Annotated in this window: 20 protein-coding genes; 10 read left to right on the top strand and 10 right to left on the bottom strand. The window is 68.1% G+C overall.

Annotated features, from left to right (window positions below; translation table 11 throughout):
- Positions 1-77: 77 nt before the first annotated feature.
- From ACIA76_RS19220 to ACIA76_RS19195, 6 genes are all read right to left on the bottom strand, one after another.
- Positions 78-1,109, bottom strand: a complete 1,032-nt coding sequence (locus ACIA76_RS19220) for an ATP-dependent 6-phosphofructokinase (RefSeq protein WP_397153176.1) — start codon at positions 1,107-1,109, stop codon at positions 78-80.
- A 54-nt stretch (positions 1,110-1,163) separates the two neighbouring features.
- A complete protein-coding gene (locus ACIA76_RS19215; RefSeq protein ID WP_397153175.1) occupies positions 1,164-2,072 on the bottom strand; it encodes a hypothetical protein in 909 nt (302 codons plus the stop codon).
- A gap of 129 nt (positions 2,073-2,201) precedes the next feature.
- Complete coding sequence (locus ACIA76_RS19210) at positions 2,202-3,113, bottom strand: serine hydrolase (protein WP_397153174.1); 912 nt, start codon at positions 3,111-3,113, stop codon at positions 2,202-2,204.
- Positions 3,103-5,385 carry a protein kinase gene (locus tag ACIA76_RS19205; protein WP_397153173.1) on the bottom strand — a complete coding sequence of 761 codons (2,283 nt, stop codon included), beginning with the start codon at positions 5,383-5,385 and terminating at the stop codon, positions 3,103-3,105. Before ACIA76_RS19205 ends, ACIA76_RS19210 begins: the two co-directional genes overlap by 11 nt.
- A 72-nt stretch (positions 5,386-5,457) precedes the next feature.
- Positions 5,458-6,156 (bottom strand): response regulator, encoded by a 699-nt coding sequence (locus ACIA76_RS19200; protein ID WP_397153172.1) that lies wholly within the window; start codon positions 6,154-6,156, stop codon positions 5,458-5,460.
- The gene (locus tag ACIA76_RS19195) at positions 6,153-7,517 is read right to left on the bottom strand and encodes a sensor histidine kinase (RefSeq protein ID WP_397153171.1); all 1,365 of its coding nucleotides are present in this window, start codon (positions 7,515-7,517) and stop codon (positions 6,153-6,155) included. The genes ACIA76_RS19200 and ACIA76_RS19195 overlap by 4 nt, the downstream gene beginning before the upstream one ends.
- A gap of 182 nt (positions 7,518-7,699) precedes the next feature.
- On the opposite strand from ACIA76_RS19195, the gene ACIA76_RS19190 reads away from it, so the two are divergent.
- The 5 genes from ACIA76_RS19190 to gatB all read left to right on the top strand — a co-directional run bounded on the left by ACIA76_RS19190 (position 7,700) and on the right by gatB (position 13,198).
- Positions 7,700-8,020 (top strand): hypothetical protein, encoded by a 321-nt coding sequence (locus ACIA76_RS19190; RefSeq protein ID WP_397153170.1) that lies wholly within the window; start codon positions 7,700-7,702, stop codon positions 8,018-8,020.
- Positions 8,021-8,037: 17 nt separating this feature from the next.
- Complete coding sequence (locus ACIA76_RS19185) at positions 8,038-8,787, top strand: ABC transporter ATP-binding protein (protein ID WP_397153169.1); 750 nt, start codon at positions 8,038-8,040, stop codon at positions 8,785-8,787.
- Positions 8,784-11,270: an ABC transporter permease gene (locus ACIA76_RS19180; protein WP_397153168.1), complete on the top strand. Its 2,487-nt coding sequence runs from the start codon at positions 8,784-8,786 to the stop codon at positions 11,268-11,270. Before ACIA76_RS19185 ends, ACIA76_RS19180 begins: the two co-directional genes overlap by 4 nt.
- A gap of 125 nt (positions 11,271-11,395) precedes the next feature.
- Complete coding sequence (locus ACIA76_RS19175; RefSeq protein ID WP_397153167.1) at positions 11,396-11,635, top strand: hypothetical protein; 240 nt, start codon at positions 11,396-11,398, stop codon at positions 11,633-11,635.
- 51 nt (positions 11,636-11,686) lie between these two features.
- Entirely contained in the window at positions 11,687-13,198 is a 1,512-nt protein-coding gene (gene gatB / locus ACIA76_RS19170; RefSeq protein WP_397153166.1) for an Asp-tRNA(Asn)/Glu-tRNA(Gln) amidotransferase subunit GatB, read from the top strand.
- A gap of 58 nt (positions 13,199-13,256) precedes the next feature.
- Here gatB and ACIA76_RS19165 read toward each other — a convergent pair whose 3' ends face one another.
- Positions 13,257-14,390 (bottom strand): PQQ-dependent sugar dehydrogenase, encoded by a 1,134-nt coding sequence (locus ACIA76_RS19165; RefSeq protein WP_397153165.1) that lies wholly within the window; start codon positions 14,388-14,390, stop codon positions 13,257-13,259.
- Positions 14,391-14,581: 191 nt separating this feature from the next.
- A complete protein-coding gene (locus tag ACIA76_RS19160) occupies positions 14,582-15,475 on the bottom strand; it encodes an alpha/beta hydrolase family esterase (RefSeq protein WP_397153164.1) in 894 nt (297 codons plus the stop codon).
- A 180-nt stretch (positions 15,476-15,655) separates the two neighbouring features.
- Between ACIA76_RS19160 and ACIA76_RS19155 the strand changes: the two genes are divergently transcribed.
- Positions 15,656-16,450 (top strand): DoxX family protein, encoded by a 795-nt coding sequence (locus ACIA76_RS19155; protein WP_397153163.1) that lies wholly within the window; start codon positions 15,656-15,658, stop codon positions 16,448-16,450.
- Between the two features lie 89 nt (positions 16,451-16,539).
- Here ACIA76_RS19155 and ilvD read toward each other — a convergent pair whose 3' ends face one another.
- Together ilvD and ACIA76_RS19145 are read right to left on the bottom strand one after the other, a co-directional pair.
- Positions 16,540-18,381, bottom strand: coding sequence for a dihydroxy-acid dehydratase (gene ilvD, locus ACIA76_RS19150; RefSeq protein WP_397153162.1), 1,842 nt, complete (start codon positions 18,379-18,381; stop codon positions 16,540-16,542).
- A gap of 462 nt (positions 18,382-18,843) precedes the next feature.
- Positions 18,844-19,317 (bottom strand): PH domain-containing protein, encoded by a 474-nt coding sequence (locus ACIA76_RS19145; RefSeq protein WP_397153161.1) that lies wholly within the window; start codon positions 19,315-19,317, stop codon positions 18,844-18,846.
- A 372-nt stretch (positions 19,318-19,689) separates the two neighbouring features.
- Here ACIA76_RS19145 and ACIA76_RS19140 point away from each other — a divergent pair, with 372 nt between their 5' ends.
- The 4 genes from ACIA76_RS19140 to ACIA76_RS19125 all read left to right on the top strand — a co-directional run bounded on the left by ACIA76_RS19140 (position 19,690) and on the right by ACIA76_RS19125 (position 23,750).
- Positions 19,690-21,648, top strand: a complete 1,959-nt coding sequence (locus tag ACIA76_RS19140) for an acetolactate synthase large subunit (protein ID WP_397153160.1) — start codon at positions 19,690-19,692, stop codon at positions 21,646-21,648.
- Entirely contained in the window at positions 21,645-22,148 is a 504-nt protein-coding gene (gene ilvN / locus ACIA76_RS19135) for an acetolactate synthase small subunit (protein WP_397153159.1), read from the top strand. Before ACIA76_RS19140 ends, ilvN begins: the two co-directional genes overlap by 4 nt.
- A gap of 48 nt (positions 22,149-22,196) precedes the next feature.
- Positions 22,197-23,198, top strand: coding sequence for a ketol-acid reductoisomerase (gene ilvC, locus ACIA76_RS19130; protein WP_397153490.1), 1,002 nt, complete (start codon positions 22,197-22,199; stop codon positions 23,196-23,198).
- A gap of 141 nt (positions 23,199-23,339) precedes the next feature.
- The gene (locus ACIA76_RS19125) at positions 23,340-23,750 is read left to right on the top strand and encodes a hypothetical protein (RefSeq protein ID WP_397153158.1); all 411 of its coding nucleotides are present in this window, start codon (positions 23,340-23,342) and stop codon (positions 23,748-23,750) included.
- Positions 23,751-23,756 lie beyond the last annotated feature (6 nt).

Here is a 23,756-nt window from a genome sequence, read left to right as displayed (position 1 = left end):
CGAGATCCTCGCGCGGGACATGCGGAGACCAGGAGAATGTTGCGCGCCGAGATCGTGAATGATCGGGCACAACGGAATTACCCGAAGAACGCGGCCGCCTCGCCGTAACGATCCGCCGGGACCAGCTTCAGCTGCTTGGTCGCCTCCGACAGCGGCACGAGGTCGATCTCGGTCCCGTGCAGCGCCACCATTTGGCCGAATTGCCCGTCGTGCACCGCTTCTGCCGCATGTACACCGAATCGCGTCGCCAGCACCCGGTCGTAGGCGGTGGGTTTACCACCCCGCTGGACGTGACCGAGCACCGTGGTGCGCACCTCCTTGCCGATGCGCCGCTCGATCTCCGCACCCAGCTGATGGGCGACGCCGGTGAACCGCTCGTGCCCGTACTCGTCGACCCCGCCCTCGCGCAGCGTGAACGAACCCGCCGCGGGCTTGGCGCCCTCGGCCACCACGCAGATGAAATGCGAATCACCGCGCTGGAAGCGGCGTTTGATCATGGTGCACACCTCGTCCACATCGAACGGCACCTCCGGAACCAACGTGAGATGCGCGCCTGAGGCGATACCGCAGTTGATCGCGATCCAGCCCGCGTGGCGGCCCATGACCTCCACGAGCATCACCCGCTGATGCGATTCGGCGGTGGTGTGCAGCCGGTCGATGGCGTCGGTGGCGATATCGACCGCGGTGTCGTGGCCGAAGGTCGTATCGGTGTAATCGATATCGTTATCGATCGTCTTGGGCACGCCGACCACCGGCACGCCCTCCTCGGCCAGCCAGCTGGCGGCGGTCAGGGTGCCCTCGCCGCCGATCGGGATGAGCGCGTCGATGCCGTTGTCGTCCAGGGTCTGCCGAATGCGGCCGAGCCCGGCGCGCAGCACCTCCGGATTGGTGCGCGCGGTGCCGAGCATGGTGCCGCCCTTGGTGAGCAGCCGGTCGGTGCGATCGTCGTTGTGGATATGGATCTTGCGGTCCTCGAGCAGACCGCGCCAGCCGTCCTGGAACCCGACGATCGCGTCACCGTAGCGGCCGTTCGCGGTGCGAACGACGGCCCGGATGACCGCGTTCAAGCCTGGGCAGTCCCCGCCTCCGGTCAAGACTCCGATGCGCATACCGGCTATCTTGCCGGGCGCGCGCCGATACCGCAGCCCCGGCCCCCCGGGAAATCAGCGTCCGGTGGGACAGTGGCCGCTGGGCAGGTCGCCCAGATGCTTGCTCACCAGCGTCGCCAACTTGTTGAGAATCTGGGTGCCCTCGTCGAAGGATCCCGAACCGGCCTGCGCCGCAAGCGCGATCGCCACCTGTCCGTTGGGCGTGGTCACCAGGCCGAACTGCCGGACCAGATAGTTGCCGTTGACATCGGGACCCCAGCCGCCCTTGTATGCGGCGTTGTCCACTCGGCCCAGCCCCCACTGCTGACCCCAGACCACCTTGCTCATCAGCGTGGTGACCGAATTCGCGTCGGCCAGGCAGGGCAGTTTCGAGGCGAAGCGGACCTGATCGGCCAGCGACCAATCGGCCTGTCCGAAGGCGGAGTAATCCGCGCGGGCACGGTTGGCGGGCACCTTGGTGGTGGGGTCGCCGCCGTCGCGCAGTACGGCCTGGACGGCCTGGGCCGCGGCATCGGGGGTGCCCAGCGTCTGCCAGAGTCCGTCGGCGGCGGTGTTATCGGATTCGGTGATGGCCGCGGACATCTGATATGTGCTGGTGTTGCCGTTGCCGCGCAGCACGGCCAGCGTCAGCGGCACCTTCATCGTCGACCAGGCCGGGCCGTCGGTCCAATCACCCAGCGTGGTGATCCGATCGCCGCCGACCGCGGCGACGGCCAGGCCGACATGTCCGCCGAGGGTGGGCTGCAGTTCGGCGAAATCGGCTGCGAGCGATCCGGGTAGCGCGACCATCGCGCTGCCCTCGATGGTCGACGGCCGGACCAGCGTCTCGGCCGGACCGCTGTCGGAGGTGGAGGAACAGGCCGTGATCCCGGCCGCCAGGACGATTCCGCACAGCGCCGCCGCAGCCCGTACTCGAAAGTGCCCGGCCCCCCGGCTGTTCGACCGTCTTCGCGGTATGTCCATCCGCTTACCTCCACCATCATCGGGTGGCCACGTGACCGTGGCACCCACTAGTCGAGGAATTCTTCGCCGACATCGCGGCCGGGGTCAAATACGGTGATCTCGGTTGTCACATGTGCGACGAGATCGTCGTCACCCCTTGCACTCTCCGCCGCCGAGTGCGAAAACGTGTTTGGCCAGCAGCGCGGCCAGCTTGTCGAGCATGGCGGTGGCGTCGTCGAAACTGCCCGAATCCGGTTGTGCGGCAAGGGCGACCGCGAGCTGTCCGGACCAGGTGGGCACGAGTCCGAATTGGCGCACCAGATAGGCGCCGGTGTCGTCGTCGGGTCCCCAGCCGCCCTTGAACTCCGCGCCGACGAACGCGCCCAAACCCCAACTCTGGCTGGCGGTTATCTCGCTCATCAGATCGACGACGCGGGCGGCGTGTTTGAGGCAGGGCAGTCGCGAGGCGAATCGAACCTGATTGAGCAGCGTCCACACCGTCGCCCCGAAGGCCAGCGGATCGTCCACCGACTCCCGCGCGGCGGGATTGTGCCGGTCGGCGACATCGGTTGTGGTGTCGCCGGTTTCGCGCAGCACGGCCTCCACCGCCTCGGCCGCCTGATTACCGCCGCCGAGCGCCTCCCATAACGCCTGTGCCGCATCGTTGTCCGAGGCGGTGATCGCGGCCGATGCGGTCTCGGCCAGACCGGCCGGATCGTGGCGTAACGCGGCCAGCGCGAGCGGCACCTTGATGGTGGACCAGGCGATGCCGGTATTCCAATTGCCCAGGGTGAGGGCGTGTTCGCTGCCGACCTGCATGATGGCCATACCCACGCTGCCGTGCAGCTCGTTCTGCAGTTGCGCGAAATCGGCGGCCAGCGCGCCCGAGCTGGACAGGGCGCCCGCGGCCGGTTTGAGCGTGGCGACAGGGGTGGGGATCGCCTCCTCATCCGCGGTCGGCACCCCGGCATTCGCGGTACATCCCGCGGCGGCGAGGACCGCGACCAGCAGCAACGACCGTCGAAAACCCTTGCGGCGGACCGGCTTCACCTCAATAGACATACACTACCGCGTTCTCACCGCCGGAACAGGTGACCAACTGGCCGGTGGCAGTGCAGTTCATCGTGTACGAGCGACCGGTGGCCGGGCTGACGGCCACCACCGAGGCGGGGCCGTTGGAACCGGCCGCCTCGGTGGCAGTCTGCGGTTCCAGCGCCTTGGCGTAGGCCTTGCGGACCGCCTCGGCGAATCCGCAGGTGGTGACGTCGGATCCCGTGGCGGACTTGGCGAATCGTCCCGTCGCCGAGGTGGCCGGGCAGGCCGAGGCGCCGACCGGCAGGGTGACGGTCCCGCCGGCGGTGGTGGTCGGGGCGGGCGGTGTGGTGGCCGCGGTGGCGGTGGTGCGCGGCTGGGCGATCGACGAGGTCGCCTGGCCCGTCGCGACCACGGTGCCGGTGTTGTCCGGTTTGTTCATCACATGCCAGCCGACCGCACCGGCGATCGCGGCCAGCGCCACGCCGCCCACGCCCAGCACCATCGGCACCGCGATGGACCGTTTATGTTCGCGCCGATCCGATTCGGCGTATCCGTCCGGGTCGTAATCGGACTCGTCGTAGTACTCCTCGCCGTAGGCGTCGTCCTCGCGGCCGTAGGCGTGGTTCTCGCGCGGCGGGAAGTCGTGGCTCGGCGGCAACTCCCACGGCGCGACCGGGCGGGCCTGCGCGTGCGGCGGCAGCGGGGTGAACGCGAATTCGCCGGGCCGCACCAGGGTCGGATCGGCCGGATGGATCACCGGCAGATCGCCGGTGGGGTCGTGTTCGGCATCGGGACCGGTGGGCGGGATGATCCGCAGCGTGCCGGTGGTCTCGTAGCCGCGGGCGATCGACTCCGCCGGATTGCGCTGCGCCCCGGCCTGATCCGTCCCGGCCTGATTTGCTCCGGGCAGATCCTCGCGGCGCAGGAAGGTGGTTGCCGAATCCGCGGTCGAGGGCTGCCCGGTGCCCGCACCGGTGCGCATGACCATGGTCGGCGAACCCGCCGCGGGCGGCGGGGGTTCGGGACGCTGCCCGGCCGTCGGTTGCTCCGAATCCTCGTCGAGCGGATAGCCCTGGGCGGCCGGGGCCTGGTCGGACTGGACGCGGGTGGGTTCGGCCGGGGCCGCCGGGCCGCGCGGACGCATCTGCGCCGGAATGGTCGGACCCTCCGGGCCGAACGGCTGGAAGGTCGTCGGCTCGGCGGGCAAGCGAGCGGGCGCGGGACCGGTCGGCAGGTAGGTGGTGGCCGCCGGGTCCGGGGCGGGTCCGGACGGCGTGGCGGACTGCGCGGCGTTGTCCGGTAACGGAGCCGGCGGCGGTGGGGAACCCAGCAGCGACCGGACCGGCCGCGTCCCGGCGCCCGCGCCGGGAACGGCGGGATCGGCCGCGAGCGGCTCGCCGAACAGGAACAGCCGGGTGTCCTCGCCCCCGGGCGATGAATCCGCGGGAGCGGGTTCGGGATTCGCGGACATCCCCAGGGCCGCGCCCGCCGCGGCCGCGAATTCGCCCGCGGTGGCGAAGCGGTCGCCGGGGGATTTGGCCATGGCGTGGGCCAGTGCGGCGTCCAGCGCCTCGGGCACATCCGCGCGCTGCAGGCTCGGGCGCGGCGGCGGCTCGGACAGATGCGAGCGGACCAGCACGCTGACGCTCTGCGACGGGAACGGGGTCGCACCGGTGAGGCATTCGTGCAGAACACAGGCCAGCGAGTAGATATCGGCCCGGCCGGTGACGGGTCCGTCGTCGAACCGTTCGGGGGCCATATAGGTGTAGGAGCCGACGGCGGTGCCCACCATGGTGATCCCGGTATCGCCCTCGTTGCGGGCGAGGCCGAAGTCGGCGAGATAGGCGAAGTCCGTGTCGGTGACGAGGATGTTCGCCGGTTTCACATCGCGATGTACCAGTCCCGCGGCATGTGCGGCATCCAGGGCCGAGGCCACCTGCGCGAGTATCGATACCGCGCGCTCGGGAGCCATCGGACCCTCGTCGCGCAGGAGTGCGCGCAGATTACGCCCGCGCACCAGCTTCATATCGATGTAGAGCATGCCGTCGATCTCGCCCGAATCGTGGATCGTGACGATATGCCGTTCGGTCAGCCCGGCCACCGCGCGCGATTCGCGGCGGAACCGCTCCTGATAGCTCGGATCCTGCGCCAACTGTTCGGGCAGCAACTTCAACGCGACCAGTCGATCGCGGCTGCTGTCGTAGGCCTCGTAGACCTCGCCCATGCCGCCCCTGCCGAGCAGCGAGCGCAGCTCGTAGGGGCCGAATCTGCTCCCGACCCGGGACCTGGGTGCGTCCACCGGTGAAACCTCCACATCCCTGGGCAGGGTGCGAAACCCGTGCCCGGTGTCGCACCGGGGTTGCCTGCCCCTCTAGGGTGCCGATTCTCCGGGTGCGACCACGCCCTGGTCAAACGCGAACACTATCGCTGCGGCACGATCTCGCAACCCGAGCTTCCCGAATATGTGTCCTACGTGGCTTTTTACGGTTACCTCGGAGATTCCGAGTTCCTTGGCGATTTCTCCGTTGACACGCCCGCGACCGATCAGCTTCAGCACCTCGAACTCGCGCGCGGTCAGCTCGTCCAGCCGCGATCGGGCCCGGGTGGGGATCGGGAGAACCGACCGGTAGGCAGACAGCACTCGCCCGGTTACCGAGGGGTCGAGCCACGATCCGCCGGCGGCGACCGTGCGCACCGCACGGATCAAATCCTCGGCGGGGGAGTCCTTCAGGATGAATCCGGTCGCCCCCGCCCGCAGCGCGCCCGACAGGAGCTGATCGTCGTCGAAGGTGGTCAGCACGAGCACCGGTGGCGCGTCCTCGCGGCCGCGCAGGATCCGGGTGGCGTCGATGCCGCCGACCCGCTTCATCCGCAGATCCATCAGCACGACATCCGGGCGCTGCGCGGCGATCGCGGCGGGCACCTCGTCGCCGTCGGCGCATTCGGCGATCAGGAATCCGTCGCGCCGCCGCAGGATCCGGCGCAGCCCGCCGCGCACCAGTTCTTGATCGTCGACGACCAGGACGGTGACGGCGTCCTCCTCGATGGCCGGGGTGATCGGCGAACTCACATACCCTCCTGCAGTTTTCGGGTCAGCGATGTGACGGCCTCGCGCACCAGGCGCAGCGAGTCCTCCGGAATGGTGCTCCCGCAACCGAAGCCGGGCTTCGCGGTGGTGATCGGTATCCGGCCCCGCACCTGCCAGCAGTCATCGTCGGGACCGGCGCTCAGCGTGCCGCCCAGCAGCTCGACCCGCTGGCGCATCCCGCTGATGCCCATACCTCGACCGCGCTTCGCCGGTGTGCCGCCCGGCAGCGTATTGCGCACGGAGACGGTGACTTCGGTCTCGGTCACCGCGATGCCCAGATCGACCCGGGCGCCGTGCGCATGTTTGGCGATATTGGCCAGCGATTCCTGGCTGATCCGGAACAGCGCCAAACCCGTTGTCGCCGAGACCCACTCGGTATCGCCGGTCAAGGCGTACTCCACCGACAGGCCCGCGCGCACGAAATCCGCCACCAGCGACTCGATATCGTCGAGGCTCGGCTCCGGGGTCATCCTCGTCGGTCGTTGATCGAGCAGTCCGACGGTATGCCGGATATCGGCCATGGCCTGGCGCCCGAGCCGTTCGGCGTCGACCAGCGCATCGACCGCCTCGTCGACATCGCGGTCGGTCTCGAGGGCGTGGCGGGCCGCGGTGAGATGCAGCAGGGTGATGCTCAGCGAATGCGCGATCACGTCGTGCACCTCGCGGGCGATCCGGCGGCGTTCGTCGTCAGCGGCCTGCCCGGCGAGAATCTCCTGATTCTCCCGCTCCTGGCCCAGATACATCCGCTGGTACTGCATCATGAGCCCGACCAGCGTGCCGAGGATGACGCCGACGATGTAGTTCGGCAGCGAGTCGATATACGGGCCCGCGAAATGGAAGACCAGCAGCTCGCCGATCGCCGCGGCGGTGAATGGCAGGCTGATCCGCTTCGGCGCGATCGCCGCGACCTCGCCCGCCACGACCACGAGCACGAAGGGCGAGACATCCAGCGGCACCGGCTGCAACAGGAACAAGCCCTGGGCGATCAAGCCGACCACGCACAGCGCCACCGGGCGCGGCGACACCCCGAAGATCGTGAGCAGTGGAAATGCGAAGGTCACCACGAACAGGGAGATCAGCGGCACGGAGGTCGAGAGGAAATCATGCCGCTGGAGGACCGCGGTCATGGCGGCGATCCACAGGGCCAGATCGGCGGTCAGGATCACCGACGGCGGATAGTCGAACGGCAACTCCTCGAGATGCCGATGGAAGGTGCCGCGCGGATCGCGCCAGAAGTCGATCGCCCGCTGGCGGGCGAACCGCCAGCCCGTCGCCACCTGCCAGGCCGCCACGATCAGCAGTCCGGCGCAGGCGACGTACACGACTGCCCTGAGCACCTCCATGGACCAAGGCTAACCACCCGATTCGGGCGGGGACATCATCCCGCGAGCGGGGCGCCGCTCCTACCCCGGTAGGAGCGCAAGTCTCGTCCCGAGCACGACGATTCCCCGCTGCCGTCTCCGTAGCGTGTGAGCCACAGTGCCCGTCGACGTGAACCGGGCACCCGACGGAGTAGGAGGGACCGATGTCGTGGCACAACTTGCACGCCCGTACCGAAATCCTGCACGAGGTGCTCACCCGGGCGGCCGCCGATCCGGCCGATCCGGCGCTGCTGCACGATCTTCCGGAAAGCGACCGGCTGTTCGGCGGACCCGAGGGCGTTCTGGCCGCCCTGCAATACCAATGGGACAACCATCTGAACGCCAAGCTCGATCAGGCTCTGCTGGAGGGTCGATCCGAGGACGAGGCCTATCGGGAACTGGCCGCCGAACAGCCGGCGCTGCGCGCGGTGCTCGATTCCCAGGATGTGCGCCGCTGGTATGACCGCCGCGTGCTGACTCATTGATCACACGACCAGGAAGGGTGGAAACCATCGTGTTGGAGCTGACCGACGTCGTCAAGGAGTACCGAGTGGGCGGCCAGCGCGTGCGCGCGCTGGACGGTATCGATCTGCGCATCGAGGCGGGGGAGTTCACCGCGATCATCGGCCCGTCCGGATCCGGTAAGAGCACGCTGCTGCATCTGCTCGGCGCGCTGGACTCCCCGGACTCCGGCTCCATCGCCTTCCGCGGTGAGGAGATCGGCGGACTCGACGACGATCGCCAATCCGAATTCCGGCGGCACCGCGTGGGTTTCGTCTTCCAGTTCTTCAATCTGTTGCCGACGCTGTCTGCCTGGGAGAATGTGGCCATCCCGAAACTGCTGGACGGCACCGGATTACGCAAGGCCAAGCCGCGGGCGCTGGAGCTGCTGGATCTGGTCGGACTGAGCGAGCGGGCCGAGCATCGGCCCGCCGAACTGTCCGGCGGGCAGATGCAGCGGGTGGCGGTGGCGCGGGCACTGATCATGGATCCGCCGCTGATCCTGGCCGACGAGCCCACGGGCAATCTCGATTCCAGGACGGGCGCGGCGATCCTGGCGCTGCTCGGCGACATCACGAGCGCCGGGAATTCGGTCGTGATGGTGACCCACGACATGGGCGCCGCGCACTACTGCGATCGGGTGATCACGTTGCGGGACGGGCGAATCGGGTCGATCGCCGCCGGTGAGCATGCGAGCGCGCGCCGCAATGGGGCCGCGTCCGCGGACCGTGCGGTGGCGGTGCGCGCGTGATCGCGGCCTGGGATCGCCTGCGGCTGTTCAACATCGGCGAGCTGCTGGCCCATCGCGGCCGAACACTGTTGTCGCTCATCGTGATGGCCGTCTCGGCCGGGTTGCTGGTGGCGACCATCAGCATCTCCGAATCGATCACCGGCTCGGTGGATCGCCTGACCCACAGCCTCGGCGGCAAGGCCGCGCTCGAGGTCAGCGGCATCACCGATGCGGGCTTCGATCAGCAGCTGCTGCAGCCGATTCGGGCCGTGCCCGGGGTGGCCGCCGCCGTCCCGATGCTGCGGGCCCGCATCGGCGCGGACGATGATCGCGCGCTGCTGGTCGGCGCGGACGCCAGTGTCGCGGCGCTCGGCAGCGATCTGGGCGGGCCGCTGCGTAACCAGGCCGCGCGGCTGCTGTCGGTGCCGCACGGCGTCCTGGTCGGTGCGGCGATGGGACATCGCGAGGGCGAGCAGTTCCGGATCGGCGCGAATACGGTCACCGTCGCCGCCGTCCTCGACGACGCCGTCTCGAAACGCCTGAACCAGGGCCATATCGTGATCGCCCCGCTGCCGGTGGCCCAGCAATTGGCCGGGCGCACCGGGCAACTGGACTCCATCGAGATCGTTCCCGCGGCGAATGCCGATGTGGCACAGCTGCGTTCGGCTCTCACCGCCGCGGTGGACGGCCGGGCCGTGGTCGCCGATCCGAGCCTGCGCACCGCCCAGGCCGGTGGCGCGGTGATGCTCGTGCGGTACTCGACCATCATGGCTTCGGCCGCGGCCCTGATCGTTTCGGGCTTCCTCATCTACAACGCGATGAGTATGGCGGTGGCGCAACGACGTCCGGTGCTGTCGCTGCTGCGCGCGATCGGCGGACGGCGCCGGTTCATGGTGCGGGATCTGCTCGTCGAGGCCTCGCTGCTGGGGCTGATCGGTGGGCTCGTCGGCGCGCTGTTCGGAATGATCATGGGGCGCCACGCGATCGGCGCGCTGCCCTCGGCGATCGTGCAGTCGGTGGACGCGCGGCCGGAATACATCGTGCCGGACTATGCGATCCCGGTCGCGGTCGCGGCCTGCGTCGTGGCCAGCGTGGCGGCGGCGGCGATCGCGGCCCGGCAGGTCTACAAGGTCGCGCCGATCGAGGCGCTCGCGCCGGTCGGGGTATCGCGCGCGGATGCGGTGAGTCCGCTGCTGCGCTGGGGTTCGGTCGCGCTGGGCGGGGCGCTGGTCATCGGGGCCGTCGTCCTGGCGCGCGCCGATGTGGGCCGCTATTCCATTGGGTCGATCACGATTTCGATCACCGGGGCGGTGCTGCTGTGTTTCGCGCTCACCACCCCGATCGTGCGGGCCGTCGCGGCGGTCGCGCGGGTATTCGGCGCGCCGGGCGCCCTGGGCGCGACGACCGTCGAACGGTCGCCGCGGCGGGTGTGGGCGACGGCCATGACCGTGATGATCGGCATCACCGCCGTCGTCGCGATGGGCAGTGCCTCGAAGAATCTGGCCGACTCCGCCGGGGCCAGCTTCGACAGCCTGGGCCGCTCCGACATCTACATCAGCCCGACCTCGTGGGCGGAGTTCCCGACCGGGCCCATCCTGCCCGCGGATCTGCGCGATAAGGTCGCCGCTGTCCCCGGCGTGGCCCGGGTGGGCAGCGCGCAGATGGCCTTCGCCACCCTGGGCGGCGGCCGGGTGATGCTGCAGGGCTATCCGGACGACACCGATGCCTATCCGGTCCGGCTCGATCAGCGGGTGCGCGAGCGGTTGGTGCGCGGCGAAGGCGTGGTGATCTCGCGCGATGTCGCCCGCGCCCAGGGCGTGCACGAGGGCTCGACGCTGACGCTTCCCACACCGACCGGCATCAAGAAAACCGAAGTGCTGCAGGTCATTCCGTACTTCTCGGCGATCTCCGGAGTCGTGGTGCTCAATCTCGACATAATGCGCCAGTGGTATCAGCGTCCCGGCGAGACCATCCTCTCCGCCGACTTCGCCCGCGGCGCCGATCGTCCCGCGGTGCTGTCCGCCCTGCGCGTGGTCGTCCCGCCCGATCTCCACGTCGACCTCGGCCGCGACGCCGTGGCCGCAATCTCCGGCGGCGTGAAACAGGGGTCGGCTCTGAGCGGTTCGATCCTGTGGATCGTGGTGCTGGTCTCGACGGTCGCCCTACTCAACACCCTGATGCTGTCGGTCCTGGAACGTCGTCGCGAACTGGGCGTCCTCCGAGCCATGGGCACCAGCCGCCGCTTCCTGCTCCGCACGGTCCTGGCCGAGGCGGCCGGCATCGGCGTAGTCGGCGCGGCCCTGGGCCTGGGAGTCGGTGCGGCCGTCCACTATCTCGCCACCATAGCCATCGGCAACGCCACCAGCATCGACGTCACCTACCACGCGGGCCCAACCCTATTCCTCTACGCCCTGGGCGCCCTACTCCTAGCCCTACTCGGCTCGATCCCCCCAGCCCTCCGGGCAGCCCGCATGCCCATCGTCGAGGCCATCGCCGCCGACTGACCCGGGCCCACTCCTATTCCCCTGGTCCCTTGCCCGGACGAAGTCCGGGCAAGGGCGCTGTGAAGATGCTGTGCGGATCGGCATCGTCGCTGGCCCCATCGGGCCCGGCTGACTACTGTTGCCGCATGGCCGACTTCGCGATCCGTGATCTGCCCGTGGATGTCGTCGACACCATGAGCAAGCGAGCCCGGGCCGCCGAGCTGTCGCTCGACGACTATCTACGCCAGGAGTTGATCACCTGCGCCTACCGCAACTCCTACCTCGATGTGATCCTCGCCTTCCAGGAGGCTCAGGAGCGCAACCCCGACCTGCAGATCGATAAGCACGCCATCCAGGCCGCGGCCCGCTTCGCCCGCGGGGACTAGCACCGGGACCGTCCGCGAAAGGCGTCGGAGCGGAAACATAGACTTACCGCTATGAGCGCGCCCACCGTGGACTTGATGGACTATGCCGATGTCATCGACCGGTACGAGCCGGTGCTCGGCCTGGAGGTGCACGTCGAACTCGGCACGCGGACCAAGATGTTCTGCGGCTGCCCCACCACGTTCGGCGCCGAGCCCAACACCCAGGTATGCCCGGTATGTCTGGGCCTGCCCGGCGCACTGCCCGTGGTGAACCAGCAGGGCGTGGAGTCGGCCATCCGCATCGGCCTCGCGCTCAACTGCTCGATCACCCCGTGGGGCCGGTTCGCGCGCAAGAACTACTTCTACCCGGACCAGCCGAAGAACTACCAGATCAGCCAGTACGACGAGCCGATCGCCCAGAACGGCCACCTCGACGTACAACTCGACGACGGCAGCATCTTCCGGGTCGAGATCGAGCGCGCCCATATGGAAGAGGACACCGGTAAGTCCACGCACGTGGGCGGATCGACCGGTCGCATCCACGGCGCCAGCCACTCGCTGCTCGATTACAACCGCGCGGGCGTGCCGTTGATCGAGATCGTCACCAAGCCGGTCACCGGTGCGGGCGAGCGCGCGCCCGAGGTGGCCCGCGCGTATGTGACCGCGCTGCGCGATCTGCTCAAGTCGCTCGAGGTCTCCGATGTCAAGATGGAACAGGGCTCGCTGCGCTGCGACGCCAACGTCTCGCTGATGCCCAAGGGCGCCAAGCAGTTCGGCACCCGCACCGAGACCAAGAACGTCAACTCGCTGCGCAGCATCGAGGTCGCGGTGCGCTACGAGATGCGCCGCCAGGCCGCGGTGCTCACTACCGGCGGCATTGTGGTGATGGAGACCAGGCACTTCCACGAGACCGACGGCAGCACCTCGGCCGGTCGCATCAAGGAGTCCGCCGAGGATTACCGCTACTTCCCGGAGCCGGACCTCGAGCCGATCGCGCCGGACGCGGCCTGGGTCGAGGAACTGCGCGGCACGATTCCGGAATACCCGTGGCTGCGACGCGCGCGTATCCAGGCCGAATGGGCTCTGTCCGACGAGGTCTTCCGCGATCTGGTCAACGCGGGCGCCCTCGATCTGATCATCGCCACGGTCGACGCGGGCACCTCCGTCGACGCAGCCCGCTCCTGGTGGGTCAACTACCTCACCGAAAAGGCCAAGGAGCGTGAGGTTTCCCTCGACGAGCTCCCCATTACGCCCAAGCAGGTCGCCGAGGTCGTCGCGCTGGTCGACGCCAAGACCGTCAACAGCAAGGTGGCCCGCCAGGTCGTCGACTTCGTCCTCGCGGGCGAGGGCGATCCGGCGCGGGTCGTCGAGGCCAAGGGCCTGGGCATGGTCTCCGACGATTCGGCCCTGCAGTCCGAGGTCGACAAGGCGCTGGCCGCCAATCCCGATATCGCCGACAAGATCCGCTCCGGCAAGATTCAGGCCGCCGGCAAGATCGTCGGCGACGTCATGAAGGCCACCCGCGGCCAGGCCGATGCCGCCCGAGTCCGGGAATTGGTCCTGGCGGCCTGCGGCGTCGCCTGATTCGAGCCGAGTATGCGGCGCATCGGTGTAATCCGATGCGCCGCAATGCATTTCCGGCTTAATCCGGTGCGCCGGCCGCCCCGCCCTTCGGCGGCGGGATGCGCACCACGCGGTCGTCGAACGGGCCGGGCTTACCGCCCTGCTTGTTGGTGGTGCCGACCCAGACGAAACCATCCGGCCCCAGCGAGGCGCCGTTGAGAGCGCCGTACTTGTCCTGCACCGCCATAGCGGGCGCGGTGGTCACGGCATGGGTGGTGGGATCGGCGTCGGCGAAGGCGAGACCCTTCGCATTGTTCATGGCGATCGCCACCCCGTCGACGGCCGCCGCGCAGCCGGCGACACCCGGATGATCCGGCCAGGTCCACGCGGTGGTCACGGTTCCGTCGGGGCCGACGCGCTGCAGCCGGTCCTCGGTGGCGGTGCGATCGGTGAACCAGATGCTGTCCTTGTGATCCGGGCACACCCCACCGGCGACACCCACTCCGGAGGCCACCACCTGCGGATTGGCGTTGCCGGGTGCGGGATTGTCGATGCGCAGCAGCTTGCCCGCCAGCGATCCGCGATCCGCGGCGGCGCCCGGATTTCCGGCGTCCCCGGTCAGCACCATCATCTGTGTCGGTGAGACGAAGTCGATGGCCCCGTGATTACCGGTGGGGCCCTTGGGGATTCCGGTCAGAATCGGTTTCGGCGCGCCGCCCGCACCGATCCGCACCACCCGATTGTCGCTGGCCGTGGTGACATACGCGTAGATCAGCCCGTCCTCGGTGTAGCTCGGCGACAGCGTCACATCGCTGAGCCCGCCGTCGCCGGAGGCATCCACATCCACCCGCGCCACCTCGACGGGCGCCGTCTGCGGCTGATCCGGCGTGACAACGGCCACCCGCAGAATCCGCCCGCTCACCCGCTCGGTCACCAGCCCCTGCTGCCCATCCGGCAATACCGTCAACCCGCCGGTGGTATCCAGACACGTCGCGACCACCAGCGGATCGGGATCGATACACGGCCCGGTCGGCCGCGGCGCGACCGACGGCGGAGTCTTCGGCGCGGAGGTCGGGCCCATGCCCTCGGGCTGAATGGTCGGCGCAGGCGTGAACGGTTTGGACGCAGAATCATCGAAGCTCGCACAACCGGTCACCAGACCGGCGGTAACGGCGACGACCGACACGACGCGCCCGGCGGCAACCAGATTCATGCTTCAGACGTTACCGTCCGCAGCTCTCCTGCCCCGGTCCCGGTTCGCTCCCACTCCGGTCCCGGCATGTCGCTCTCACTCTGATCCCGTATCGCTCTCACTCTGGTCCCGGGATGCCGCTCTTACTCTGGTCCCGGCATGCGCTCTCACTCTGGTCCCCGTGGCGCTCTCACTCTGGTCCCGTGTCGCTCTCACTCTGGTCCCGGCATGCTTTTCGCCGGGAGCATTCCGAAGAAGTCGTTCACCGTATCGGCCGTGGACATTCGGCTGGGGGAGGGGCCGAACAGCCGGGGCCAGACGGCGGGGGTGCCGGGTATCTGATGCCCGCCGCCGACCACGCTGTACAGGTGCACCGAGGGGCAGCCCGGCCGCTGGTAGCGGGTCAAGCGGACGCTGCCGGTTTCGGCCGGGGCTCCGTACAGCCAAGCCGTGGTGGGATCGGAGGTGATCCCGTTGCTCGCCGCGAAGTAGGCGGCGGTTTCCTCGGCCGAGAGGTGTTCGCCCTTGGGAAATACCCCCTTGGGGCCGCTCATGATGCCGCCGAGATAGGGGGCGAGCGGGTCCGCGGTGCCGTGCACGAGCATCAGTGGCAACGGAGTAGGTGTCGCGCCCTGGCAGGAAAGGTTGTCCGGCGCGGGCAGATTGGCGCTGATGATGGCGGCTCCGGCCGCGATGCCGGGAGCGTCGTGGATCAGTCGGATCGCCATCTGTCCGCCGAGGCTGAAGCCCATGACGAATACCCGGTGTGGATCGATATCGCAGCGGGCGACCAACTCGTCGACCAGCGCCCGGAGAAACCCCACATCGTCGATGTCTTTCGCTCCCCGCCAGAACATCACGGCCTTGCGGGCACCGTTCCATTCGCGTCGGACCGCGTCGGGATAGACGACGACAACCCTGCCGGTAGCGACCATCGCGTCGAACGATCCACCGATATAGCCAGTGCGAAGGGATTCTCCGCTTTGTAAGGTGCCGTGCAGAATTATGAGCAGCGCCGCACCGGGCGCGAGGCCGGATTCGGCCCGCACCATTGTGTATGTGCGACGGCGGCTCTGATGGTCGAGATGATGCCGAGTGATCGTCACTCCGACATCGTAGGGTGATCGAGCATCCGCAGCTCGAGAGTCCGATCTATGGCAGGAATTTCCGGCAGCCCGGATCGAATTGTCATGGTGGAGGGGACACTCCGGCTCCGGTGTCCGCCCTTATCGGACACGCCGTCGCCACGCGGCACGTTCGCGCCCGCAGCGTCATACTCTGACCTCGTGACCGACAAGCCGAACGAAACACCGGAAGGCGCCAACGCGGGGTCCTCCAGTCAGACGGCCACCAGCCCCTATGACAATCCCACCGGGGAGCTGCCCGTCGTGCAGCCGACCAAGCCCGTGCCGCGCACCGACGATGACCTCGGCCTCGAGCCCGAGGTGCCCGCGGTGGGCGAGCCGAGCGCCGCGCCCGCGCCCACCTACGCCTTCGCCACCATTCCGCCGGCCCCGACCGCCTCGGGCGATACCGCGCGATTGCGTCGGCGTGGCGAATATCAGCGGGGCACAACGGATCTGGGCCTGCTGGTGTTACGTTTGGTCGTCGGTCTCACATTCCTCTATCACGGTCTGCAGAAGCTGGCCGGCTGGTTCCACGGTCCCGGCCTGGACGGCACCCGCGATATGCTCACGCAGGGCGGATGGAAGCACGGCGAGCTGTCCAGTGCCATGCTCACCGTCGCCGAGGTCGGCGGCGGCGTGCTGATCCTGCTCGGCCTGGCCACCCCGCTGGCCGCCGGCGCGGTCCTGGCCTCGATCACCGACGCTTGGCTCTGGAAACAAGGTATGGCTCCCGGATTCCAATACAAGACAGTCGAATTGGAGTCCATCCTGATGGCCCTCGCCGCGGTGCTCATACTTACCGGCCCGGGCCGCCTGTCCTTCGACCGCAACCGCGGCTGGGCGGTCCGCCCGGCCTGGGGTTCGCTCGCCGTCCTGATCCTCGCGCTGCTCGCCGCCGCGGGCTCGTGGATCTACCTACATGGCGGCAACCCGTTCACGGGTTTCTTCAGCTGAAGTTCCCACGGCCGCACCCTCTTCGGTGAGTCCGGGAATGACGAAGGCCGGAATCCCTTGCGGATTCCGGCCTTCGAGTTTCACGGCGTTCAGGGCACTCGACGAACCGCGCCCTTGTCCGCCGATGTCGCCAGGGCGGCATACGCACGAAGTGCGGTGGTCACCTGCCGATCCCGATGCGCCGGCTGCCAAGGCCGTTCGGACGCTTCCATTTTCGCCCGCCGCTCGGCGAGAACCGCATCGGGAACCAGCAATTCGAGTGCCCGAGTAGGCACATCCACCCGAATGCGATCACCGTTCTCGATCAGGCCGATGGTGCCGCCGCTGGCCGCCTCGGGGGAGATGTGGCCGATCGACAGGCCCGAGGTGCCGCCGGAGAAGCGGCCGTCGGTGATCAGCGCGCACACCTTGCCCAGGCCCGCGCCCTTCAGGAATGCGGTGGGGTGCAACATCTCCTGCATACCCGGCCCGCCGGAGGGACCCTCGTAGCGGACCACGATCACATCGCCCGCCTTGATCTCCTTGCCGAGGATCTTCGACACCGCCTCCTCCTGCGACTCGACCACCACGGCCGGGCCCTCGAAGGTGAACAGGTCCTCATCGATACCCGCGGTCTTCAGGATCGCCCCGTCCGGAGCGATGTTCCCGCGCAGCACGCACAGCCCGCCCTCGACGGTGTACGCATGCTCGAGATCGCGGATGCAGCCCTTCTCGGCGTCGGTGTCCAGCGACGACCACCGATTCTCGGTCGAGAACGGCTCGGTCGTGCGCACCCCGCCCGGCGCGGCATGGAACAGCTCGGTCGCCTCGTCGGAGGCCTTGCCGGAGCGGATATCCCAGGTGTCGAGCCATTCGTCGAAATCGCGCGTATGCACCGTGCTGACATCGGTCTCCAGCAGGCCCGCCCGGCGCAATTCGCCGAGGATGGCCGGGATGCCACCGGCGCGGTGCACATCCTCCATGTGATAGTCGGAGTTCGGCGAGACCTTCGCCAGACACGGCACGCGCCGGGAGATCTCATCGATGGTCTCGAGGGAGAAGTCGATCTCACCCTCCTGCGCCGCGGCGAGGGTGTGCAGCACGGTGTTGGTGGAGCCGCCCATCGCCACGTCCAGCGCCATCGCATTGCGGAAGGCCTTCTCGTTCGCGACATTTCGCGGCAGCACCGAGGCATCGTCGTCGCGGTACCAGCGATTCGCGATATCCACGATCGCAGTGCCCGCCCGCTCGAACAGCGCCCGGCGCGCGGCGTGGGTGGCCAGGGTGGAGCCGTTGCCCGGCAGCGCCAGGCCGAGAGCCTCGGTGAGGCAGTTCATCGAATTCGCGGTGAACATGCCCGAACACGAACCACAGGTCGGGCACGCGCTGCGCTCGACCTCGGACAGGCCCTCATCGGAGACCTGACTCGACGCGCTGGCCGAGATAGCGGTGATCAGATCCGTCGGCGCCTGCGCCACACCGCCGACCACGACCGCCTTACCGGCCTCCATCGGGCCACCGGAGACGAATACGGCCGGGATGTTGAGCCGCATCGCGGCGTTCAGCATGCCCGGGGTGATCTTGTCGCAGTTGGAGATGCACACCAGCGCGTCGGCGGTATGCGCGTTGGCCATGTACTCCACCGAATCGGCGATGATCTCCCGGCTGGGCAGCGAGTAGAGCATGCCGCCGTGACCCATCGCGATACCGTCGTCGACGGCGATGGTGTGGAATTCGCGCGGCACACCACCCGCGGCACGCACCGCCTGGGCCACGATCTCGCCGACGTCCTTCAGATGCACATGCCCCGGGACGAACTGCGTATAGGAGTTCGCAATGGCGACAATCGGTTTGCCGAAATCGGAATCGGTGAGTCCGGTGGCCCGCCAGAGAGCGCGGGCGCCCGCGGCATTGCGTCCGGCGGTCGTGGTGCGTGAACGAAGCGGTGGCATGGGTACGTTCCCTCGGTGTGGTCGGCTGGAGCCGTCGGCCGGATCGCCCGGGCTGGTAGGCGACGTGTGCCGAACATCTCGACGGCGGGGCCGGTCGGCGACCGCGCGCAAGATCTTGGCGGCTTATCAACGGTACTCCCGCTGAAGGACGGCGAATGCGCCGGTAGGCGGCTCGCGGCCAGGGGAGTGAACTCGCGGTAACGAGGTAAGCGTCGCAACCACCGCAATTGTTCCCGGCAGCTGCCCCCACCCCACCCTACCGGTCCCCACCCCCACCCCCTCGCACCCTTTCCCGCACTCCGCACCCCGTATGGACGCCCACAAGGGGTGCGAGGCGCGGCAAAGAGTGCGGCTGTGCGGCACCACCGGGACCTGCCGTGGACGAAACCTCCGCACCCTTTCCGATGCTTCGCACCCGTTCCAGGCGCCCACACGGGGTGCGAAGCGCGGGAGAGGGTGCGGCTATTCGGCTTCGGTCTCGGCGGGGGGCTTTTCGGGCTCGGTCGCCTTGTCGGCTGCGGCCTTCTCCTCGGCGGCTCGCTCGGCCTCCGCCTTTTCGTCGGCGGCTCGCTCGGCCTCGGTGAACAGGTCAGGGATGCGGCCGTTCGAGGCGTCGATCAGCGTCCGCAGCCGGTCGTATCCCACCGCGGGCAGCGCCACCTCGGAGTCGTCGGTCAGATGTGCCCGCACGAAACCCCGCTTGGGGATGCGGAAACCCTTGATCTGCTCCCAGTCCACATGGCGCGAGCCGAACATGCTCCGCAGCTCGAGGCCGCCGTCGGACACCGTGGTCCGGATCCGCTCGACCCATACCGCCGCCACGATCGGAATCACGAACAACACCCACAGCACCTGCGGCCATCCGAAGAAGGCGAAGGCGACACAGAACAGCAGGACGAACACCCCGAGATGACCGAGCCGGGGGATCCTGATCACCCGACCCGTATCCGATCCCATGTTGGTCGTATGGGACGATCGAGCTGGTGGCACGGACCGATGCGGCGATGGCATACATCCATCCTCGCATCACGGTAGACATACCCCTGAAACCGCCCCGTCTCACATGATGGGACCCAAATGTCAAAATATTTGACGAATCGGTTCTCGCGCACTTACCGTCGTCCGCGTGAATCGAATCGAGCTTCTCGTAATCGGCCGGCGCGTCCAGCGCTGAGCCTGACGACACAGTCGACTACGTCAAGCTCGCAGCTGCGACGCGCCACCCTCGATCAGCCACTGGCTGTCGGGGGCTTTTTTGTGTTCAGGCAAGTTCTGTGAACTGGAACATCAAGCAGTAAGGAAAAGACGGTGAGCGCACCTACCGCCCGCCCCGGGCCCTCGGCCCGCAGGCCTGCGCCCTCGGCGAGTCAGTCGGCACCCCCGGCTGCCGCCGCGTCCTCGAACCGCCGCCCGGTCCCGCCGGAGCGGGTCACCGGCGCGCAGTCGGTCGTCCGGTCCCTCGAGGAACTCGGCGTCGATACGGTCTTCGGCATTCCGGGCGGTGCGATTCTTCCGGTCTACGATCCGCTCTTCGATTCCACCAAGGTGCGTCACGTCCTCGTCCGGCACGAGCAGGGCGCGGGTCACGCCGCGACCGGTTACGCCCAGGCAACCGGCAAGGTCGGTGTGTGCATGGCCACTTCCGGCCCGGGCGCGACGAATCTGGTCACCCCGATCGCCGACGCGCAGATGGATTCGGTTCCGCTGGTGGCCATCACCGGTCAGGTCGGCCGCGGCCTGATCGGCACCGACGCCTTCCAAGAGGCCGACATCTCCGGCATCACCATGCCGATCACCAAGCACAACTTCCTGGTCAACGACGCGATCGACATCCCGCGCATGATCGCCGAGGCATTCCACCTGGCCTCGACCGGCCGCCCGGGCGCGGTCCTGGTCGATATCCCCAAGGATGTGCTGCAGGCGCAGACCACCTTCAGCTGGCCGCCGGAGATGCGGCTGCCCGGCTACCGTCCGGTGACCAAGCCGCACGGTAAGCAGGTCCGCGAGGCCGCCCGGATGATCATGGAGGCCAAGTCCCCGGTCCTCTACGTCGGCGGCGGCGTGATCAAGGCCGAGGCGTCCAAGGAACTGCTGGAACTGGCCGAGATGACCGGCATTCCGGTCGTCACCACCCTGATGGCGCGCGGTGCGTTCCCCGACAGTCACCACCTCAACATGGGCATGCCCGGTATGCACGGCACCGTGGGAGCCGTTGCGGCACTGCAGCGTTCGGATCTGCTGATCACCCTCGGCGCGCGCTTCGACGACCGCGTCACCGGCCAGCTGGAGTCGTTCGCCCCGAACGCCAAGGTGATCCACGCCGATATCGACCCGGCCGAGATCGGCAAGAACCGCCACGCGGATGTGCCGATCGTGGGCGACTGCCGCGAGGTCATCACCGAGCTGATCGAGACGCTCAAGGCCGACCCGGCCGCGAAGGGCGCTCCGCTGCTGGACCTTTCGGACTGGTGGACCTATCTGGGCAACGCCCGCGACCGCTACCCGCTGGGCTGGACCCCGCCGAGCGACGGCTCGCTGTCGCCGGAATTCGTCATCGAGAAGCTGGGTCAGATGGCGGGCCCCGACGCCATCTACTGTGCGGGCGTCGGCCAGCACCAGATGTGGGCGGCGCAGTTCATCAAGTACGAAAAGCCGCGCACCTGGCTGAATTCCGGCGGTCTGGGCACCATGGGCTACGCGGTCCCCGCGGCCATGGGCGCCAAGATGGGCGCGCCCGATAAAGAGGTCTGGGCCATCGACGGCGACGGCTGCTTCCAGATGACCAATCAGGAGCTGGCCACCTGCGCGGTGGAGGGCGTGCCGATCAAGGTCGCGCTGATCAACAACGGCAACCTGGGCATGGTCCGCCAATGGCAGACCCTGTTCTACGAGAAGCGCTACTCCAACACCGATCTGGGCACCCACACCCTGCGCATCCCCGACTTCGTGAAACTGGCCGAAGCCCTTGGCTGCCATGGCATCCGGGTCGAGAAGGAGGAGGACGTGGAGGCCGCGATCCGCGAGGCGCAGTCGATCAACGACCGCCCCGTGGTGATCGACTTCATCGTCGGCAAGGACGCCCAGGTGTGGCCGATGGTCGCCGCCGGCACCTCCAACGACGAGATCATGGCAGCCCGCGGCATCCGCCCGCTGTTCGACGACGACGAGCAGGCCTCCGAACCCGCCGTCATCCACGAGGCGATGTCGCACGAGAAGGCGTCGCTGGCCGCGCAGGATCGCGTCTCCCAGAAGGGGAATCAGCAATGAGCACAACCCACACGTTGAGCGTGCTCGTCGAGGACAAGCCCGGTGTGCTGGCCCGCGTGGCGAGCCTGTTCTCCCGCCGCGGTTTCAATATCGAATCGCTCGCGGTCGGCGGCACCGAGCTCAAGGACATCTCGCGCATGACCATCGTCGTGACGGTCGACGACCTGCCGCTCGAACAGGTCACCAAGCAGCTCAACAAGCTGGTCAACGTCATCAAGATCGTGGAGCAGGACGCCGACGCCTCGGTGGCCCGCGAGCTGATCCTGGTGAAGGTGCGCGCCGACGCCAGCGTGCGCACCCAGGTGATCGAATCGGTGAACCTGTTCCGCGCCAAGGTCATCGACGTCTCGCCCGACGCGCTCACCATCGAGGCGACCGGCACCCGGTCCAAGCTCGACGCACTGCTGCGGATGATGGAACCGTACGGTATCCGGGAGATCGTGCAGTCCGGCGTCGTCGCGGTGGGCCGCGGCCCCAAGTCGATCACAGCGACGCGCTAAATCTTAGAAACCGAGATAAGAAGGGACACAACAACAGTGGCAGTCGAGATGTTCTACGACGACAATGCGGATCTGTCGATCATCCAGGGGCGCAAGGTCGCCGTCATCGGCTACGGCTCCCAGGGCCACGCGCATTCGCTGAGCCTGCGCGACTCCGGCGTCGAGGTCCGCGTCGGCCTCAAGGAGGGCTCGAAGTCGCGGGAGAAGGCCGAGGAGGCCGGTCTCACCGTCGGCACCCCCGCCGAGGTCGCCGAATGGGCCGACGTCATCATGCTGCTCGCGCCCGACACCGCGCAAGCGTCGATCTTCTCGGGTGATATCGAGCCCAACCTGAACGACGGCGACGCGCTGTTCTTCGGCCACGGCCTCAACATCCACTTCGGCCTGATCAAGCCCCCGGCCAACGTCACCATCGGCATGGTCGCGCCGAAGGGTCCGGGTCACCTGGTCCGCCGCCAGTTCGTCGACGGCAAGGGCGTTCCCGCCCTGATCGCCATCGACCAGGACCCGAAGGGTGAGGGCCAGGCCCTGGCGCTGTCCTATGCGAAGGGCATCGGCGGCACCCGCGCCGGCGTCATCAAGACCACCTTCAAGGAGGAGACCGAGACCGACCTGTTCGGTGAGCAGGCCGTGCTCTGCGGTGGCACCGAGGAACTGGTCAAGACCGGTTTCGAGGTCATGGTCGAGGCCGGTTACGCGCCGGAGATGGCCTACTTCGAGGTCCTGCACGAGCTCAAGCTGATCGTCGACCTGATGTACGAGGGCGGCATCGCGCGCATGAACTACTCGGTCTCCGACACCGCCGAATTCGGTGGCTACCTCTCGGGCCCGCGTGTCATCGACGCCGGCACCAAGGAGCGCATGAAGGACATCCTGCGCGACATCCAGGACGGCACCTTCGTCAAGCGTCTGGTCGCCAACGTCGAGGGCGGCAACAAGGAACTCGAGTCGCTGCGCAAGGCCAACGCCGAGCACCCGATCGAGGTCACCGGCAAGAAGCTGCGCGACCTGATGAGCTGGGTCGACCGGCCCATCACCGAGACCGCGTAAGGATCTGCGTCACAACGAGGTTCGACCTTCAACGGCCCGGCACCCAGGGGGTGCCGGGCCGTTGTGCGGACCGACGTGATCCGTCTCATTCCGTAGGATCACCGATGCGCGTAGAAGTGGTCGCTTGTCTAAACTACGCGGATGATCCGCAAATCCCTCGCAATCGCGGCGTTGGCCGGGCTCGCCGTCGTGCCGGGTACCGCCCACGCCGACGTCTCGCCCGCAGAATCCGCCGCCCGCGCCTATATCGCCGCCCTGCTCTCGCACAATGCTTCGAGCGTCCCCTTCGCGCCCGACTGCCATCGTGTCGAGAATGGCGTCCCCACCGGTTTCACGGGCGCCGACCTGCGCCTGCAACTGGAATTCGGCCCCCAGTACCGGATCATCACGGCCATCCACGACCTCACCGTCACCACCAACGGCGATCACGTGGACGCCCACTACTGGCTCGATACGGGCCTGTTCGGCATCAAGCTGAAGACCGCCGAGGTCACCGAGAGCTTCGAGGTCCCGGCCGGTTCGATCAAGGAAATCAACGCGAACTTCGTCTGAGACCAA

This window comes from Nocardia sp. NPDC051570, assembly GCF_044454005.1.
Taxonomy (GTDB): domain Bacteria; phylum Actinomycetota; class Actinomycetes; order Mycobacteriales; family Mycobacteriaceae; genus Nocardia.
The sequence above is the reverse complement of the archived record's forward strand: the minus strand, read 5'-3'. Positions and strand labels throughout refer to the sequence as shown.